This is a genomic window from Brevibacillus sp. B_LB10_24, assembly GCF_046036945.1.
Taxonomy (GTDB): Bacteria; Bacillota; Bacilli; order Brevibacillales; family Brevibacillaceae; genus Brevibacillus_C.
Window position 1 is genome coordinate 22,223 of record NZ_JBJQOQ010000010.1, and the last position, 16,612, is coordinate 38,834.

Genomic DNA, 16,612 nt, shown 5'->3' on the forward strand with positions numbered 1-16,612 from the left:
CATTCAAAGTGAAATCCTAGCGGGCCAGTTCCTTTGGCGACAGCAGCCGCTGGTACAGCGCTTCGTATTGACTCGCGATTGTATCGTGGCAAAACGTCACGTTGGAACGCTCGATGCTTGCCTGGGCAAATACCTCGTAGAGCTGATGATCCTGCAGCAATTGCAGCGTCCGCTCGGCCATTGCAGCCACGTCGCCGATGTCGGTCAAAAAGCCGCAGACTCCGTCTGTCACGACTTCCGGAATGCCCCCGGTCCGCGTCGCGACAACCGGAACGCCGCAAGCCATCGCCTCCAGCGCGACCAGGCCGAAGCTCTCTTTTTCCGAAGGCAGCAGCATCACATCTGCCAGGGAAATCACTTCCGCTACGTCTTCCTGTTTTCCCAAAAAACAGACCAGCTGCTTTAGTCCGCGCTCTTCCACCATTTGCCGGATCGCCGCCTGTTCGGGACCTTCGCCGATGAGCAGCAGCCGGGCCGGAACCTGCTTACGGACCCGATCAAACACCTCAATAACGTCGGAAACCCGTTTTACCGGACGAAAATTGGAAATGTGCATCAGCAGCTTTTCCCCGTTCGGTGCAAACCGCTGCTTGTGAGAAGCGACGTCCTTGGGGAAGTAGCGTCGCTTGTCTACGAAGTTGTAGACAAGCTCAATCTCCTTCTCTACCTGCAGCAGTTCCTTCGTCTCCGCGATCAAATCCGCAGATACTGCTGTCACCAGGTCGCTTCTCTCAATCCCAAACCGGATCATTTCCCGCAGGCTGGAATCGTAACCCAGCACGGTAATGTCCGTGCCGTGCAGAGTCGTGACGATCTTCAGCCAATCTCCCACCATCTGTTTTGCCAAATAGGCGCATAACGCATGAGGGACGGCGTAGTGGACGTGCAGGATATCCAGCTGCTCGTTGACGGCCACCTGGGCCATGCGGTTGGCCAGCGTCAAATCGTACGGCGGATATTTGAACACGTCGTACTGATTGACCTCCACTTCATGGTAAAAAATATTCGGCTGGTAATTGCCCAGGCGAAACGGCATGCCGGACGTGATGAAATGAACGGTATGCCCCCGGTCCGCGAGCAGCTTTCCCAGTTCGGTAGCGACGACCCCGGATCCGCCCAGCGACGGGTAACAGGTGATCCCGATGTTCATGCGTTAAAAGCGCCTCCCCTGTCTCCTATTTGCTTTCTTCTGTTTATTATATTATGCCAGGGACGCCAGTACAGGCGGGTTCGGGCTGACAAATCCCTCGGCGAACAATGTTCCCGCCTGGTAGCCCAGCTGGCGCTCACGAGCCTCTACTTGCTCCAGATAACCGTTGGTGAGCGGCGTTTCCACGCCATCCTTGCCCCGTTCAAACTGGCTTTGATAACAGCGCAGCACCGCCAGCTTCTCCTGGTAGACATCGCTTACGTCAACGACAAAACTGGGCACGCTGACATTGTTGATAAAATAGTAGTAGAAATGGGCTGGCCGGTGCGCTGCCAGCTGTTCGTTTCCCGTATACTTGCGGACCCCTGCGGAAAAGACCGCCTCTTTGACGATGCGGCTGACGCTTTCATGGTCCGGGTGACGATCCTGCCAGTACGGCGCCAGCACCGTCTTGGGGCGGGTCTGACGGATGATATCGACGACCCGCCGGATCGCCTCTTCGCGAACCGCCTCCAGGCCGCGGTCAGGCAAGCCGAAATTATAGCGTCCGTGCAGCCCCATCAACCGGGAGGCTGCGGCTGCTTCCTCCTGCCGGGTCTCGACCGTGCCGTTGGAGGAGAGCTCGGCGTACGTCAAATCCAGGATGCCGACGCGTTTGCCCTGTTTGGCCGCTTTGATCAAGGCGGCCGCAGCTCCGATCTCCACATCGTCAGGATGTGCGCCCACTGCTAAAATATCCAATTCCATCCTCACCGCTCCTCGTGAACGAGATTGCGCCAAGCCAGTCCTCCGCGCCGCAGTTCTTTCAGCAGCACCTCTGCTGTCCCCAGGTTGGTGGCCAGAGGGATTTGGTGCACATCGCACAAGCGCAGGAGGGCGATGATGTCGGGCTCATGAGGCTGGGCCGTCAGCGGATCACGCAAAAAGATCACCAGGTCCATTTCGTTTTGGGCGATCATGGCGCCGATCTGCTGATCGCCGCCAAGCGGACCTGAAAGAAAGCGCGTGACCTTAAGCTTTGTATTTTCCATTATTTTCGTTCCGGTCGTGCCGGTCGCGTACAGCTCATGGGCTGCCAAAATCGGTTCGTACGCCACGGCCAACTGGATCATCTCTTCTTTTTTGCGGTCATGTGCAATTAAAGCAATCTTCATGGTCTCCCCACCCCGTTTTTAATCTAACAGATGTTCCAAACCGTACACCAGCCGATCCAGGTTCATCACGGCCTTGATCGCCATGTTGACGCCGGGCATAAAGGACTCCCGGTTGATCGAGTCATGGCGGATTGACAGGGTCTGGCCCGTCGCACCAAAGAGCACCTCTTGATGGGCGACCATGCCCGGCAGGCGCACGCTGTGGATGCGGAAACCGTGATACTCCGCCCCGCGCGCTCCCGGAATCGACTCGTGTTCATTCGGATGGCCCTGGCTCAGCTCCCTTCGCGCCTCGGCGATCAGCTCTGCCGTCTTGATGGCGGTACCGCTTGGGGCATCCAGCTTTTGATCGTGGTGCAGCTCGATGATTTCAACATGCGGCATGTATTTCGCCGCCATAGCGGCAAACTTCATGCAGAGGATCGCGCCAATGGCAAAATTGGGCGCGATGATCGCACCGATCCCCCGTTCACGGCAGGTCCTTGACAGAAGTTCAATCTGCTCCGGCGAAAGCCCCGTCGTGCCGACAACCGGTCTGACGCCGTGCTGCAGGGCAATCTCCATGTTTTCCCAAACCGTTTGAGGTGTGGTAAAATCGACTAAGACATCAGGTTTGTATGTAGTCAAAGCAGATTCCAACGAACGGACGAACGGCACACCAAGCGGTTTGCCGCCGACGATTTCCCCGACATCTACTCCGTCCAGTTTGGAATCAATTGCTGCGACGAATGACAGCTCGCTGTCGCTTCCCAGCATTTTTACCACTTCTTGACCCATTCTGCCTTTCGCCCCGGCGACGGCTACCTTAATCGTTTGTTTTGGTTCCATGTTCATCTACTCCTCTATCCTTGTCCAGCGATCTTTATCTCTTGTGTAGAATTTGTGCATAATGCGATCAAAGGCCTCTTCCAGGCTGATTCCCAGAGAATTGGCGAAGCAGAGAACGATGAAGAATACATCACCCAGCTCTTCTTCGATCGTCTTTTCGCCTTCCTCTTGTTTTTTCGGTTTTTCACCGTAGTAGTGGTTGATTTCTCTCGCCAGCTCCCCGACTTCCTCGGTCATCCGGGCCATCATCGACAGCGGCGAAAAGTAGCCCTCTTTAAATTGCGAAATGTAATCATCCACTTCCTGTTGGATCTGCTGCAGCGTTTTTCTCTGTTCCATCTTGGCACCGACTCACCCTTCTTACCAGTATCGTAACGGAATTAAGCTCATTTTGCCAAATTCTTTCACGCATTTAGTGTATCATACATTGGACAAGGCAAAAAAGCTTCATTATAATGGCGAGGTAGTCATATGCAAGGAGCGACGCAATCATGAATGTCAAGGTAAAAAGTATCATTGCCATCGTTGTGGGCACGGCTATTATGGGATTCGGCATCAACGCCTTCAACATCCCCAACCATCTTGCTGAAGGCGGCATTACCGGGATCAGCATCATCATCAAACTCCTGATCCCCCAGTTTGATCAGGGGATCGTTTACTTCGCACTGAATATTCCGCTCTTTTTCATCGGCTGGAAGGTGCTGGGGCGAACCGCTTTTCTCTACACCATGATCGGAACCGTCTCATTGTCTCTCTTTCTCTCGCTGTTCGCTGCCGTGCTCCACTATCACGCCCTCTCCGATACCCTGCTCGGGGCACTCTATGCCGGGGTGACGGTGGGTGCCGGTCTGGGGATCATCTTCCGGTACGGCGGGACTACCGGAGGGGTTGACATCATCGCCCGAATGCTCAACCGATACTACGGAATCAGCATCGGCCGCACTCTGTTTTTAGGCGACATGCTGGTCATCGCCGCCTCCCTGGTCTACCTCAGCGTCGAGAGCGCGATGTACACGCTCGTAGCCGTGTTTATCGCGGCGCGGGTCGTCGACTTCTTCCAGGACGGCCTGACCTCCGGCAAAGCGCTGACGATCATCTCGGAATACCCGCGAACGATCGCCCAGCAGATCCTGTCACTCGGCCGCGGCGTGACGATCCTCACGGGAAAAGGAGCGTATTCCGGCACGGAAAAAGAAGTCGTCTACTGTGTGGTTGGACGAAATGAAGTCGTGCAAATTAAAAACATCATTAAAGAAGCAGACCCGCACGCCTTCGTCATCGTCAGCGACGTTCACGAGGTGCTGGGTGAAGGATTCACGCTTGACGAGAACAAACAGCCGCTCCGTGATTAGAACCGTACATACACGGCGAGACCCTGCCTCGATAATAGGCAGGGTCTTTTCTCATGAAACGAATCGCTCTTGCTCAGCGAGGTACTTTCTCCAGGCGACATAACCTAATGTTATGGTAAGTACTCCAGCGACGGCGAGGATCAGAAGCAGTGGGGAGTTCGGCGACGAAAAGCGCGCCAGCGCGCTTCTATCCTCGCCAAAAAACGCCTCCTGCATCGAGCTGTTCAGCTCGCGCAGCGCATCCCGGGCAATTTGCCAGTCAGGCGTCGCGTTCCGAATCTCCCGGGTCAGAAGCTCATAGGAGTTATCTATCTTTTCCATCAGCGATTCCTTCAATTGCACGCTCATAGCCGGCCGGATCACCAAAAAGAGGCGTTTATACTCCTCAAACTGCTGTCGAAAAGATTCTATGTCCCGTTCTACGGACGATTGCATCAGGTGCTGCATCTGCGCTGCATAGGAATCAAAGTATGTTCGCCACATCGGTTGACTGGCATGGCGGAGCGCATCGATGGTAACCCGCACCCGGGTAGCGTGCCAGATCAACACCTCCTCACTTGGCTTCGGCGAAGCGAACTCCTTTTTCGCAGCCAATATCGATTGCGTCACCGCGTTTAAGCTTTCAATCCGGATCGCAAGCGGCATCGCCTTGCTGGGAAACATCTCTGCCAGTCGAATCACCCGCAAGCGGGCGTTATCCAAATCCCCTTTCATCGTGAGCGAAAGGAATTCCTGTGCCGTGCGGTCCAGTTGGGTGAGGTTGGCTTCTTCTGTCGGCTTCTCCAGCTTTGCGAAAAAGTAACTGATCGGCCAGGCAAGCAAAAATCCTGCCAAACACAATAAAATCAGGATTTTCGTACTCTTCTTTCGCAAAAAAAAACCTCCTTTCCCATAGTACAGACTATGGAGAGGAGGACAAGATTAGACCTCGATTCTAGGCTGTTTCGCATTCAGATACCATATCAACGTAATCGAGATAAAGCTGAGCAGTACGGTGAACAGACCAATTATTCCCGTGTACGGCACAAGTACGTCAGGGAGCCATGGGTGGGTGTTCATCAGATAATCTATAAAGTCATTATTTAATGTCCACAACGCAGCGAATCCGACCGGCAGCCAGCTCAATTTATAAAATCGGGCATACAGCGCTGACTCAACAGCCATTCCGGTGTGGGAGACAAGCAGCATGATATCCTGCCAGTGAACTTGATTTCCCAAGCACCAACCGGCAATGATGATGCTGACGGCCCACACGCCATACTTAAAATTCGTAATACCCGCCAACGCTTCCAGGATTGGAATGTGCCGTCCCAGCAAATACGTCAGCAGAACCAGCGTAAAGAGACCGCTCCCCGTCGGACTGTCCGGAACGAATATTCGCAAAAAGGGCTTTGTATCCGCCAATTGGTCACCATACCAGATAAAACCGTAGATCGTTCCCAACAGGTTGATTACAAATAGCATCCAGAGAAACCATCTCTTTGCCAATATCCCCAAAAACCACTCCCACATCCACTTCACCTCAATTGTCTCTCAGACATGATCCATTATGCCGTCTACTTGTCAAGACCGTTGCCGTAATCAGGTACAGCTTATGAAAGTGAAAAGCTGACCGAGGTGTCAGCCAGCTTTTTCATTGTACGAGCTTATTTTAGACTTGCCAGGTACTCAGCAAGTTTTGTCAGTTCTTCATCACTGCCCTTGAACATGCCAGGCGGCATTTTTCCGTCTTTGCCGTTCTTGATGATGTCAGCAATCTGATCAGCATTCAGCTCAGCGCCAACCTTTTGCAGATTAGGCGCAGCTGCACTGCCTTCCATATTGACACCGTGGCAGTTTTGGCAGTTTTGCTGTGCAGCCCACAGCTCTCCAGCCTTGAAGTTGGGATCTGCAGCAGCCGCCGGAGGAGCGCCTGCTCCGCCGCCTCCGCCTCCACCGTTCGACGCAAGGCTCTTCTCATGCTCTTCGTTTGCAGCCCAGGTCAGGTAGAATACCCCGACGAGAGTAACCAGCATGATCCAGGTAGCGACCGGGCGGCGGAACGCGCGGCGCTCTTTTCCTCTGTCAAGCCAAGGAGCCAAAATCAAGGCGCCAAAGGCGAGACCCGGAATAATCACCGTTCCGAGGACGACCCAAGTACCAGCTGCCCAAGGGTATTTCAGCATTTGATAAAGGAACAGGAAGTACCAGTCAGGCACCGGAATGAAGGAAGTGTTGTTCGGGTTTGCTTTCCCTGTAAGCTCCGGTGCTGCCGATACAGTAAGTACGAGAAATCCAAGTAAACAGACGGCTGCCACCATCCACTCCTTGAGCAGAAAGTTCGGCCAAAACGGCTCCGACTTTCCCGGGTACTCAGAGTAAGATGGAGCAATATTTGGGATGCGCTTCGCCCGGATCCGCGAATCTCCGACGAAGGTAGCATCTTTGTCATGTTTTGCCATGCTATTTCCTCCTTATTGTCGAAGACATCATAGTGGACCGGAGATACCCTGCGCACGAATCATGATGAAGTGTCCGCCGAGCAAGGCCAACAGCGCAGCCGGCAGGAAGAAGACGTGAATCGCAAAGAAACGTGCAAGCGTTTGCGCCCCTACGATCGATCCGCCTTGCAGCAGCGTCTTGGCGTAAGGCCCGATGATCGGTACCGTGTCCGCGATCTGCATCCCTACCTTGGTAGCGAAGTACGCTTTGTTATCCCAAGGGAGCAGGTAACCGGTGAAGCCCAAACCGAGCATGACGAAGAAGATCAGCATGCCGACTACCCAGTTCATTTCACGCGGCTTCTTGTAAGAACCGGTGAAAAATACGCGGAGCGTGTGCAAAAACATCATCACGATGACGAGGCTGGCACCCCAGTGGTGCATCCCGCGTACGATTGTTCCGAATGCTACCTGGTTTTGCAGGTAGTTGACAGACTCATATGCGTTGATGATGTCCGGAACGTAGTACATCGTCAAGAACATTCCAGACAGAATTTGAATAACAGTAATAAAAAACGTAAGTCCACCAAAACAATAGACAAACGCAGAAAAATGGTGAGCCGGGTTTACGTGCTCAGGCACCTCGTGATCGGCCAGATCCCGCCACATCGGAGTGATATTGAGACGTTCGTCTACCCAGTCATACATTTTTTGTATCATCTTAGCCGCTCACCCCCGGTCGAGGATTTGGTATGATTTGACCTAAGTACAGTTTTCCGTCTTTAACCTCTGTCTCATACTCGTCAAGCGATGCCATCGGCGGTGTCCCGAGGATGTGCTCCCCCTTGGCCGTGTAGCGCCCGAAGTGACATGGGCAGAAGTACTCATTGGGAAAGTCCGGGCTCCCATTCCAGTTGACGGTACAGCCCAAGTGCTTGCATATCGGCGACAGGGCCAAAATCTCTCCATTTGCGTCCTTTGTCACCCACGCAGTCAAAGTAGATTCCGTTTCGTACCAGCCGTCTTTTGTATGCACCTTGAATGAAACGCTTTTTGGCTCAGGCCCAAACTCATCTACGCTTCCTACCGCTACTTTATCTCCTCCACCAGCCGCTTTCAGCACCGGGTCAATCGCAAACCGGATCATTGGTGTGATCATACCTGCAGCTAGGAAACCGCCAGTGCCCATCAGAGCATAGTTCAAGAACGTACGTCTGGAAATTTCCTGTTTTTCGCTCATCCTTTTCCCTCCTTATCCTGTAGAATTACGCAACGAATGTTCCTACATACATATACATAGACTAGGTCAAACCAATAATAGCTAACCACTTTTTAGATGTCAAGAATGTCCATTGGTAAGTCAAGGGCTTAAAGGGAAGCGAAAATGAGATTGTTGAGATTTTGTCAAAAATACACGTTTCCAGCATGTCTGTAGTATAACCAACGACAGGAACCTCTATCGCTTTTTTGACGGAGAGGATTTTTCTATTTACCCTGCCAGGAATTTACAATCTCTTGATGCAGCACGTCAACTGTGATGTCAAATCGGAGTTCGGAATCAAGTTCCTCCGTTCCGATTTGGAACGTTCTCGCTTTCTGTCCCGCGGAATCATCAGCAAGCTCCAGCTCATGACCTGAAAAGCGCAGCAAAAAGACGTAAGGAAATTCCGGCGGCAAAGCTGTCCAAGCCTTTTCCCGGCCGATTTGGTACGACAGCGGAAACAGCAATACCCGGCCTCGCAGCCGCTGTTCCACTGCGATCGCCAACCGCGACAGGTACGACATGCGTCTTACGTGTTCAGGAAGCGATACACCCTCCCCGTACAAATAAACAGGGAGCAGTGCAGTGTCCACATATGGCTGCAACTCCTCCCAATTATGTAATTCTTCCGTTGACCACTGCATGTAAAACCGGCTCCTTCCCAGGGAATCTGTCGTTTAGCTTACCACGATTACCCCGGTCTGACAATCAGCCGATTCCCGCTTGTTCGTACGCCATGATCTCTCTCAGTTCGTTCGTCAGGCAGAGAAACCGCTCTTTGTTTTTCAGCTCCAGCGCCTCGTCGATCTCCCGGTAGAGAGTCCGCTTCCGAAACAGCCGGACTTGCTCGTCGATCACTATCTCTGACAACAGTTCGGCAACCATGTTTTGCTGCAGGTAGTTAGGCCTGTCCAATTCCATCCCTCATTTCAACAAAATCGTCGTTTCCGTAAAACCGTTATACTCTTTGAGCCATGTCTGACATGCGTAAGTCGTGCTGTAATACCACTCGCCCTCGTCCGCCTGTCCTGCCTTCAACAATCCCAAATGAACCATCATCTTGAGCAGCCGGTTGGATAATATGCTGGCCGGGTCATCATAATAAAAAGGTTTCAGCCACTTGAGCAGCGACGCTTGAATGGCCCTGTGGGCAATCCACTCTGAACCGGTCATCAATGGAATCAGTTGCACCAGCATCGGCAAGTTGGGGATGGCCCGCTTGTACAGGCGTAGCCAGAAGCGGATCAACTCGTGATACGTCTTGTCGCTGTAAGGCTGTGTCAGCATCTCCCGTCCCCGTTCCGTCAATTCCACCTGCATATTCCCTTCTTCAATCCAGCGCTGGTAAAAACAAAAGTCGTACAACAGGGAGAAGCGGTCAGGGTAAAGATCAAAGTGAAGCCCGTAGCCAAACCGCCACCTTTCCCCTGCCACCGGCTTTTCTTCCACGCTGAGAAATCGCAGCAGCTGCGCTTGATACCGCTTGTACATCCCTCCGTCAGACGTCAGCGGGACCGGTTCCTTGGCGAGAAAACGCAGGAACTGATAGATATCGTCGCACAGGGCCCCTCCCTCATCGCGATAAACAGCAGGGGCCTCATGCTTCCGCCTCAACTCCTGCTGTTCCAGCCAGGCAGCCAGATAAGGCTCACGGATGTCCCTGGGCACCTGGAACTGTCCAACGGTCTTTCCTTTGGCGGGAAACAGCCAGCCGCGCGTCAACGCTAAAGCGACGTACTTCCGGGCCTTCTCTTCCGTCTTTTCCTCTGAACAGTCCAGGGCAATGCCAGCTTTCGCGAGCAAATCCTCCAGGGTGAACAAGCTCCGCTTGTCTAAAAACAGCAGCAGCAGGAAGTGCTTTTCCACTTCCGTAAGCCGCTCCAGTTCTGTCCAGATCGTCTGCCTGTGGCGCAAATTGACCAGCAGAGTGGTGATCAGGTCATTCTTGGAGTTGAGGTTGCACTCGCATCGGTAGTACCCGGCAATTTGGTGAAGCTGCTTGATGTCGGTAAAGACGAGGATCTCTGCCAGATTCATCGCAAAATCCCTCTCTATCTTCGGTACGTTACTCTCATTTTTGCCAAGATGAGGAAAACTAAAACAGACGGGGAGCTGCTTTGTGCAACTCCCCGTCCTTTTCAGCTGATCAACCGCTATTCTTCATCCTCGCTGTCCCATTGTTCCAACAGCTTTTGATACTCTTTTGCCTGTTCCTGGCGCCCTGTCTGCTCTAGCAGCGCAGTCAACCGTCGGACTTGGGAAATATCGAAACCCGACAGCTCCACATAGCGTTCCAATGCTTCGATCGCCCCGTCCGTCTTGCCCAGCGCCTGAAGAATATCGGCCAGCAGCGGATAGGCCGTCATATACTCCTCGTCAACAGCGAGCAGCGCCTCGATATACTCTTTTGCTTCCGGCAGCAGTCCCAGGTGAAAGGCCATCATCCCGCAGCCGAAGAGCGCTTCCGGCGCAGACTCGATCGCCGCCGCATTCTGATAGGCCCCGTAGGCTTGTTCAAATTGCCCGTTTTGCGCATACAGCCGCGCGGTAACCAGCAGGTGTGACAGGTTATGGCGGTCAAGCTCGCCTAGCAGCTCCTTCGCCTCCTCAAACCTGGCCAGGCGGATGTACATCTCTCCCAGCGCTTCCTTCAGCTCCTGATTCTCCGGCTCCTGCTGCTGCGCCCGTGCCAAGTACTTGACGGCCACCTCATCCAACCCCTGCAAGGAGAACATATCGGCCAGCAGGACGTCCAACCGGCTCCCCTCGTACCCTTCATCCCTTAATTTGAACAGCAGCGTTTCCGCCTGTTCGTAGTCGCTCTCGTCAAGCGCCACTTCGGCCAAGAGGAGTTCACACTCCTGCCTGGTCTCCACGTCCATATTCGGCTGCTGCTCCAGCATCTCGCGCAGCAGCCCGGATGACTCGTTCAGGTGGCCCAACTGATACCAGACGTCCGCCAGGTAAAGCATCACTTCCGGCAGCGCTCGCCCGTGCTCCTGCACTTTCCTCAGTGCAGTCAATCCCAATTCCACTTCCCCTTCCGTTACCTTTTTAACTGCTTCGTCTATCACGTAAAACCACTGTTTTGACATGTGCTCGCACCTCTTCTCCGTTTGGTCCGCCCGTTTTGGTTTTGGTAAAGCAGAAAAAAGACCGTCCCAAGACGGTCTTGCCTTTTTCTAAGCTCTCGTCATCCAGCTCAATCCGATAACGGTTATAAGTATACCAAAGATGCCCAGAATCAGTCCATAGTTTGGCCCTACACCCGTATCAAAATCCGCGTTGTAGACAAACTTGTCGGTGGCTGCCACTTCTTGCTTGCTCGTGGTCTCCACATCTGAAGAGAACTTTGCCAGCCCCTGTGTCGTCTCGTTAGAAGCCGCAATTACTTCGGGCTTGGACGGCACGAGTGAAGATGCCGCGATCGGTTTGTCCGAAGTGTTGTTGTAGAGGGAAAACGCGGATAACATCAGCAAAAGGATCGCCACACTGGCACCAAACCGCCGCATCTTCGCCGTGAGCGTAAACACTTTCCGGCCAATGGGAATCGCCCATTTTTCCTCGGACATGATCCGGGCCATGACAGCGTCGACGATCGACCTCGTCGGTTTTACGTTGGCGTACTGCTGCTTGTCAGCCTGAATCCACCTTCCGCTTTCCGCCCAAACGCGGAATTCAGCCCGGCAGGAGTCACATTCGGCCAGGTGCTGATCGATCCGGCGCCGTGTCACCTCCGGCAGCGAATGATCCGTGTATTCCGTTAGTTTTTCACGGGCTTCTTGACATTTCATCGTTTATTCATCCCTTCGGCTTCTTCCAAATACGGTTCCATCATATAGGACTCCAATTGGCTTTTGATACTTTGACGCGCACGAAACAACAAGGATTTGACAGAACTGACGGTCAGGTCGAGTATCGTGGCAATCTCGCTGTAGTCCATCTGCTCGTACTCGCGCAAAATGAGCGCGGACCGCTGTTTTTCCGGGAGATTGTTGATCGCTCGACGCACCAGTACTTCTCGCTCCGTCCGCAAAAGTTGTTGTTCTGGCAGGCGTTCAAAAGAGGCAATCGGAACCTGCATCGTATCTTCCAGGTATACTTCTGCATTTCGGCTCTTACGCAGTTCACTTAATACAGAATTGCGGGCAATCGTGTAAAGCCATGTTGAAAATGTAGCCTCTTCGTCCCGGAAGGAATGGATACTCCGATACGCTTTATAGAAAGTCTCCTGACATATGTCTTCGGACATGTGTTCTAAGTTGGCTTGCCTTAGCATATGTAAAACGAATGCTAGTATCTTCTTTTCATAGCGTCGGATTAATTCTGCATAAAGTTCGAGGTTGCCTTCTTTAATTTCACGAATTAACTGGGAATCGGTCATTAACAGGTTTACCCCCCTTAGCGATTCCGAAACCCCAGCGCCTTCTCTATCATCTTAGACCGCTGAGGTTGCCAAAAGTTGCGCCGTAGTACAAACCCTTTTTTCTCTTTTTTTCGACGAAATCCTTTATGAAAAAACCCCCAAAACTGGGGTCAAATAGCAAATTTATAAAAGGACAATTTCTGTAAATAGTCTCCAGCACCTACCACATCTGTGTATTCGCCTTGTTGGTACAACCATTTCCCCTTTGACATGACATATGTTGGAAAACAGTATTCGTCAAATTTTAGAATAGTAGTAGTTGAAAAATTTGTCAACCACTTATCTTTCTCGATCAGGATGAGATCCGCGTCAGCCCCGGCAGCAAGGCACCCCTTTTGCGGATAGCAGCCAAAAGCTTTGGCGATATTTGTCGACGACATCCGGACGAGCAAGCTTAAGAGTTCCTCCGGTGTACGGGATCCCTTTCCGATGTAGATGCTCAAATCCTCTGCCGGACATATCGCTGGAAAGTACCCGTACCAATCCTGAAACAGCCGGTCAAGCTCTCTCATCTCCTGCTCGTTGGTCAGCTGTGCGATTCGATAAAACACATCCTGAAATTCATCCTCAAGCGGCTCTACTCCTCTGATGCACGTCCTTACTTTCCCATATAAACAGGCAACTGTCCAGAGACGTATGAGGTCGCTGCGCTCCCTGACAGACAGCGCCGCTTCCTCCGGTATGTGGAGGTGGACGGCAATTCCGCTTTGGCTGATAACCGGATACAGCGAATCCCAATTGATCCCGGCTGCTTCACGCAGCGAGCGAAGCGTCACCTCATAGAGAAAAAAGCCCTGGCTTCGCAGGCGACGAAGCCTGTCTGCGGTAAACGCATCCGCCGTAAGCTGCAGGCGAACAGAATGGTCGACCGGACTGTTGTAGTGGCGGGCAAGCTGGTACACGACCTGCGCTTCATCCATCCACGACTCAACGTGGATGGTATCGATAAAACAGGTGCTTCCCCGCCTGACGAGAGAGGCGAGCTGCCGCTGGTACTCCTGCGGGGGCAAAAAGCGGTCGGCGCCCATTCTGGGAAGCGAGATAAAGCCTGGCAGTACGTAGAAACCGGCTGCATCGAAGACATTTGTCTGGACAGAGTCTATCCGTTTTTTGAGCCGATCCTTGGCGATGCGGCGAATCTGTCCTTGTTCGATCCAGATATCCGCCTCTTTCGTTCCAAATCCGGTAACAAGAGTTCCACCTCGAATGATCAGGGGGCTGGTACCCATGCTTGTCCCTCCCTTCTTCAGTAAAAACTTATGAAGACGGTGGGACAAAAAGACACGCGGAACGAAAAAAAAAAAGCGTTTTCTTGCCTGCCGCAGGTGCAAACACCCCAGAATGAAAAAGACCGCCGGCACGCTTGAAAGCGCATTCAATCGGCGGTAGCACAACCGTGCTTTTGAAATATTTGGATAGGAGTGGAGAGAAACCATACTGTAATTTAAATTATAGCCATCTTTCCACGCTTGTCAAACAATTTTTTCATTTTTCCCGATTTTTTTCTGCGGGCAAGTCTTCAAAAACAAAAGAGTGAAAAACGGGAAGTACCGCTTTCACTCTTCTTGGTTTTTGCGACGGTTACGTATGGACAGTTTTGCTGATCAAAGCCAACAGCTCGGCAAAGCCCGGGAAGGAGACATCAATCGCTTCCGCATTGGAAACGGTCGTCTCTCCCTCGGCTGCCAACCCGGCAATGGCCATCGCCATGCCGATGCGGTGGTCTCCCATGCTGTCGATGGCAGCACCCGTCAATTTCGTGTTTCCTTCAATCACCATGCCGTCCTCTGTCGGCGTCACCCTCGCCCCAAACTTCGTCAGCTGGCTTACGACCGTGGCGATGCGGTCTGTCTCTTTTACCTTCAGCTCAGCCGCGTCACGGATGATCGTCTGTCCGCTCGCCTGTGTCGCCATGGCAGCAATGACGGGAATTTCGTCGATCAATCTGGGGATCAGATCCCCCTCGATCACCGTGCCGCGAAGCTCAGAGTGATGCACATGCAAATCTGCCACCGGCTCTTCGTTCAAGACGCGTTCGCCTACGATCTCGATCCGGCCGCCCATCGCCTTCACCACATCGATGATCCCGGTGCGGGTAGGATTGATGCCTACCTGTTCAATCACCAGTGAACTGCCGGGCACCATCATCACAGCTGCAATCAAGAAAGCAGCGGAAGAAATGTCACCTGGTACGGTAATGGCCCGTCCCTTCAGGGTCTGCCCGCCGCTTACGGAAACCCGCGTGCCTTCCGTCTTGACGTCCACCCCAAAAGCCCGCAGCATCCGCTCCGTATGGTCTCTTGAGGTGTGCGGTTCTTCTACAGAGGTCGTTCCCTTTGCCTGCAATCCTGCCAGCAGAATGGCTGACTTGATCTGGGCGCTGGCTACTGGAGACTCGTAGTGAATCCCTGTTAAATCCCCGCCGCGGATCGATAAAGGAGTGAACTCGCCGTTTTTGCGGCCGTCGATTTTCGCCCCCATCTCGCGCAGCGGACCGACGACCCGACGCATCGGGCGCTTTGCGATCGATTCGTCTCCCTCGATCACCGTATGGAACGGTTGGGTAGACAAGATCCCCGAGATTAATCGGATCGTCGTGCCGGAGTTGCCGACGTCCAGTTTCTGCTCCGGCTCTTCCAGTCCCCACCAGCCTTTTCCGTGAACGGTTACCTGGTCGCCGGATTGCACAATATCAATTCCCATCCGCCGGAAGCATTCAATCGTACTCAAACAGTCGGCGCCCGCCAAAAAGCCGCTGATCTGTGTCGTTCCCTCAGCAAGTGCGCCAAACATGACCGCCCGGTGGGAGATGGACTTATCCCCCGGCACCCGGACGGTTCCTTCTATCTTTCCTGCCTTCTGTACACGCAGCACGCTCCCACTCCTCTCTGTGTTAAGAAAAGGTCTGTTTCACCCTCTGCGATACACATTGTAGTCGAAGAAGTGAAGCAGTTCCTCCCCTTTTTCCATTTCCGCCTCGCTGCGGAAGGTGATTTTCAGCACCCCAAAGATATCCTCGCGAGTCTCCAAGATCTCGATGTTGGTAATGCTGATCTGCTTTGCCCCGAGCAGAGTGGTAATCCTGCCGATCTCTCCAGGGTGGTCGGGAATGTCCAGATAAAGATCGTAGAGCGGCGGCAGGGCACCTTTCTTGCGCTCCGGCAATTGGTCGCGGAAATCGCGTGCACTGCGGAAAAAGTTTTCGATCTCTTCTGCTTCACCGGCCTCCACCAGCCGCATGATGCGGTCCAATTCCGCCCGCCAGTCCGCAGCGATTTTGAGCAGGTGATCGCGATTGTTCAGCAATACGTCCCGCCACATCCGCGGATTGCTGGATGCGATCCGCGTGATGTCGCGGAATCCCCCAGCAGCCAGGCGGTAGTACCAGTCGTTGCCCTCATTGTACTGGGATACCTGGTTTACCAGCGCGGAAGCGATGATATGGGGAAAGTGACTGACCGCTCCAACCACTTGATCGTGTTCGGCGGGATCCATCACGACCACCTTTGCCCGGGTGTATGACAGGATATTCGTCAACCGCTCCACCTCGCGTGCCGGGACGTCGGCACCGGGGGTCAAGACGTAAAACGCATTTTCAAACAAGCGCTCGGATGCTGCCTCGACCCCAGATTTGTGCGAACCGGCCATGGGATGGCCGCCGATAAAGGTGATCTGTTTATCAGTCAGGACTTTCGCATAGCGGACGACTTCGCTCTTCGTACTGCCGACGTCCGTTACGATCGCTCCTGCTTTCAGTTCGATTTCGCCCAGCTTGTCTATCAGCCTGTATATCTGTTCGACAGGCGCCGCTATGATGATGACATCCGCGTCCCGCACCGCCGTCTGCAAATCCGTCGTCCCGGCATGGATGACGCCGCCTGTCAGTGCTTTATCCAGGTAATCCTGGCGAACGTCAAAGCCGATCAGACGGTGGCCGGGATTTTCTTTCAGCGCCATCGCTACCGACCCGCCGATCAAGCCAACGCCAAGAACGGCGATTGTAGTTTTCATCTCCACGTTC

General features: G+C 53.3%; 20 protein-coding genes. 1 reads left to right on the top strand and 19 read right to left on the bottom strand.

The window, feature by feature from the left end:
- Positions 1-16 precede the first annotated feature (16 nt).
- Genes bshA through ACI7RC_RS11390 form a run of 5 tightly spaced genes read right to left on the bottom strand, consistent with a single transcriptional unit; the run spans position 17 to position 3,471 of the window.
- The gene (bshA, locus tag ACI7RC_RS11370) at positions 17-1,150 is read right to left on the bottom strand and encodes an N-acetyl-alpha-D-glucosaminyl L-malate synthase BshA (protein ID WP_408108360.1); all 1,134 of its coding nucleotides are present in this window, start codon (positions 1,148-1,150) and stop codon (positions 17-19) included.
- 51 nt (positions 1,151-1,201) lie between these two features.
- Positions 1,202-1,897, bottom strand: a complete 696-nt coding sequence (gene bshB1, locus ACI7RC_RS11375; RefSeq protein WP_408108361.1) for a bacillithiol biosynthesis deacetylase BshB1 — start codon at positions 1,895-1,897, stop codon at positions 1,202-1,204.
- 2 nt (positions 1,898-1,899) lie between these two features.
- Complete coding sequence (locus tag ACI7RC_RS11380; protein ID WP_408108362.1) at positions 1,900-2,304, bottom strand: methylglyoxal synthase; 405 nt, start codon at positions 2,302-2,304, stop codon at positions 1,900-1,902.
- An 18-nt stretch (positions 2,305-2,322) separates the two neighbouring features.
- A complete protein-coding gene (dapB, locus tag ACI7RC_RS11385; protein ID WP_408108363.1) occupies positions 2,323-3,132 on the bottom strand; it encodes a 4-hydroxy-tetrahydrodipicolinate reductase in 810 nt (269 codons plus the stop codon).
- A gap of 6 nt (positions 3,133-3,138) precedes the next feature.
- Positions 3,139-3,471, bottom strand: coding sequence for a nucleotide pyrophosphohydrolase (locus tag ACI7RC_RS11390; RefSeq protein ID WP_408108364.1), 333 nt, complete (start codon positions 3,469-3,471; stop codon positions 3,139-3,141).
- Between the two features lie 152 nt (positions 3,472-3,623).
- Between ACI7RC_RS11390 and ACI7RC_RS11395 the strand changes: the two genes are divergently transcribed.
- Positions 3,624-4,484 carry a YitT family protein gene (locus ACI7RC_RS11395; RefSeq protein WP_408108365.1) on the top strand — a complete coding sequence of 287 codons (861 nt, stop codon included), beginning with the start codon at positions 3,624-3,626 and terminating at the stop codon, positions 4,482-4,484.
- Positions 4,485-4,535: 51 nt separating this feature from the next.
- Here the strand turns inward: ACI7RC_RS11395 and ACI7RC_RS11400 are convergent, their stop codons facing one another.
- The 14 genes from ACI7RC_RS11400 to ACI7RC_RS11465 all read right to left on the bottom strand — a co-directional run bounded on the left by ACI7RC_RS11400 (position 4,536) and on the right by ACI7RC_RS11465 (position 16,602).
- Positions 4,536-5,357 (bottom strand): sporulation protein YpjB, encoded by an 822-nt coding sequence (locus ACI7RC_RS11400; RefSeq protein WP_408108366.1) that lies wholly within the window; start codon positions 5,355-5,357, stop codon positions 4,536-4,538.
- Between the two features lie 48 nt (positions 5,358-5,405).
- Positions 5,406-6,005, bottom strand: a complete 600-nt coding sequence (locus ACI7RC_RS11405; RefSeq protein ID WP_408108367.1) for a DUF1405 domain-containing protein — start codon at positions 6,003-6,005, stop codon at positions 5,406-5,408.
- A gap of 125 nt (positions 6,006-6,130) precedes the next feature.
- Positions 6,131-6,925, bottom strand: a complete 795-nt coding sequence (locus ACI7RC_RS11410; protein ID WP_408108368.1) for a menaquinol-cytochrome c reductase cytochrome b/c subunit — start codon at positions 6,923-6,925, stop codon at positions 6,131-6,133.
- A gap of 27 nt (positions 6,926-6,952) precedes the next feature.
- The gene (qcrB, locus tag ACI7RC_RS11415; RefSeq protein WP_019122428.1) at positions 6,953-7,624 is read right to left on the bottom strand and encodes a menaquinol-cytochrome c reductase cytochrome b subunit; all 672 of its coding nucleotides are present in this window, start codon (positions 7,622-7,624) and stop codon (positions 6,953-6,955) included.
- 1 nt (position 7,625) lies between these two features.
- Positions 7,626-8,144: a Rieske (2Fe-2S) protein gene (locus tag ACI7RC_RS11420; RefSeq protein WP_408108369.1), complete on the bottom strand. Its 519-nt coding sequence runs from the start codon at positions 8,142-8,144 to the stop codon at positions 7,626-7,628.
- A 245-nt stretch (positions 8,145-8,389) separates the two neighbouring features.
- Positions 8,390-8,809, bottom strand: coding sequence for a hypothetical protein (locus tag ACI7RC_RS11425; protein WP_408108370.1), 420 nt, complete (start codon positions 8,807-8,809; stop codon positions 8,390-8,392).
- Positions 8,810-8,873: 64 nt separating this feature from the next.
- A complete protein-coding gene (locus ACI7RC_RS11430; RefSeq protein WP_408108492.1) occupies positions 8,874-9,050 on the bottom strand; it encodes an IDEAL domain-containing protein in 177 nt (58 codons plus the stop codon).
- Between the two features lie 39 nt (positions 9,051-9,089).
- Positions 9,090-10,202 carry a hypothetical protein gene (locus ACI7RC_RS11435; protein WP_408108371.1) on the bottom strand — a complete coding sequence of 371 codons (1,113 nt, stop codon included), beginning with the start codon at positions 10,200-10,202 and terminating at the stop codon, positions 9,090-9,092.
- 116 nt (positions 10,203-10,318) lie between these two features.
- Positions 10,319-11,260 carry a tetratricopeptide repeat protein gene (locus ACI7RC_RS11440; protein WP_408108372.1) on the bottom strand — a complete coding sequence of 314 codons (942 nt, stop codon included), beginning with the start codon at positions 11,258-11,260 and terminating at the stop codon, positions 10,319-10,321.
- 87 nt (positions 11,261-11,347) lie between these two features.
- Positions 11,348-11,959 carry a zf-HC2 domain-containing protein gene (locus ACI7RC_RS11445; protein WP_408108373.1) on the bottom strand — a complete coding sequence of 204 codons (612 nt, stop codon included), beginning with the start codon at positions 11,957-11,959 and terminating at the stop codon, positions 11,348-11,350.
- Positions 11,956-12,549, bottom strand: coding sequence for an RNA polymerase sigma factor (locus tag ACI7RC_RS11450; protein ID WP_408108374.1), 594 nt, complete (start codon positions 12,547-12,549; stop codon positions 11,956-11,958). Before ACI7RC_RS11450 ends, ACI7RC_RS11445 begins: the two co-directional genes overlap by 4 nt.
- Before the next feature lie 152 nt (positions 12,550-12,701).
- Positions 12,702-13,820, bottom strand: a complete 1,119-nt coding sequence (locus tag ACI7RC_RS11455) for an amidohydrolase family protein (RefSeq protein WP_408108375.1) — start codon at positions 13,818-13,820, stop codon at positions 12,702-12,704.
- 352 nt (positions 13,821-14,172) lie between these two features.
- Positions 14,173-15,465 carry a 3-phosphoshikimate 1-carboxyvinyltransferase gene (gene aroA, locus ACI7RC_RS11460; protein ID WP_408108376.1) on the bottom strand — a complete coding sequence of 431 codons (1,293 nt, stop codon included), beginning with the start codon at positions 15,463-15,465 and terminating at the stop codon, positions 14,173-14,175.
- Between the two features lie 36 nt (positions 15,466-15,501).
- On the bottom strand, positions 15,502-16,602 hold the full coding sequence (locus tag ACI7RC_RS11465) for a prephenate dehydrogenase (protein WP_408108377.1): 1,101 nt from the start codon (positions 16,600-16,602) through the stop codon (positions 15,502-15,504).
- Positions 16,603-16,612 lie beyond the last annotated feature (10 nt).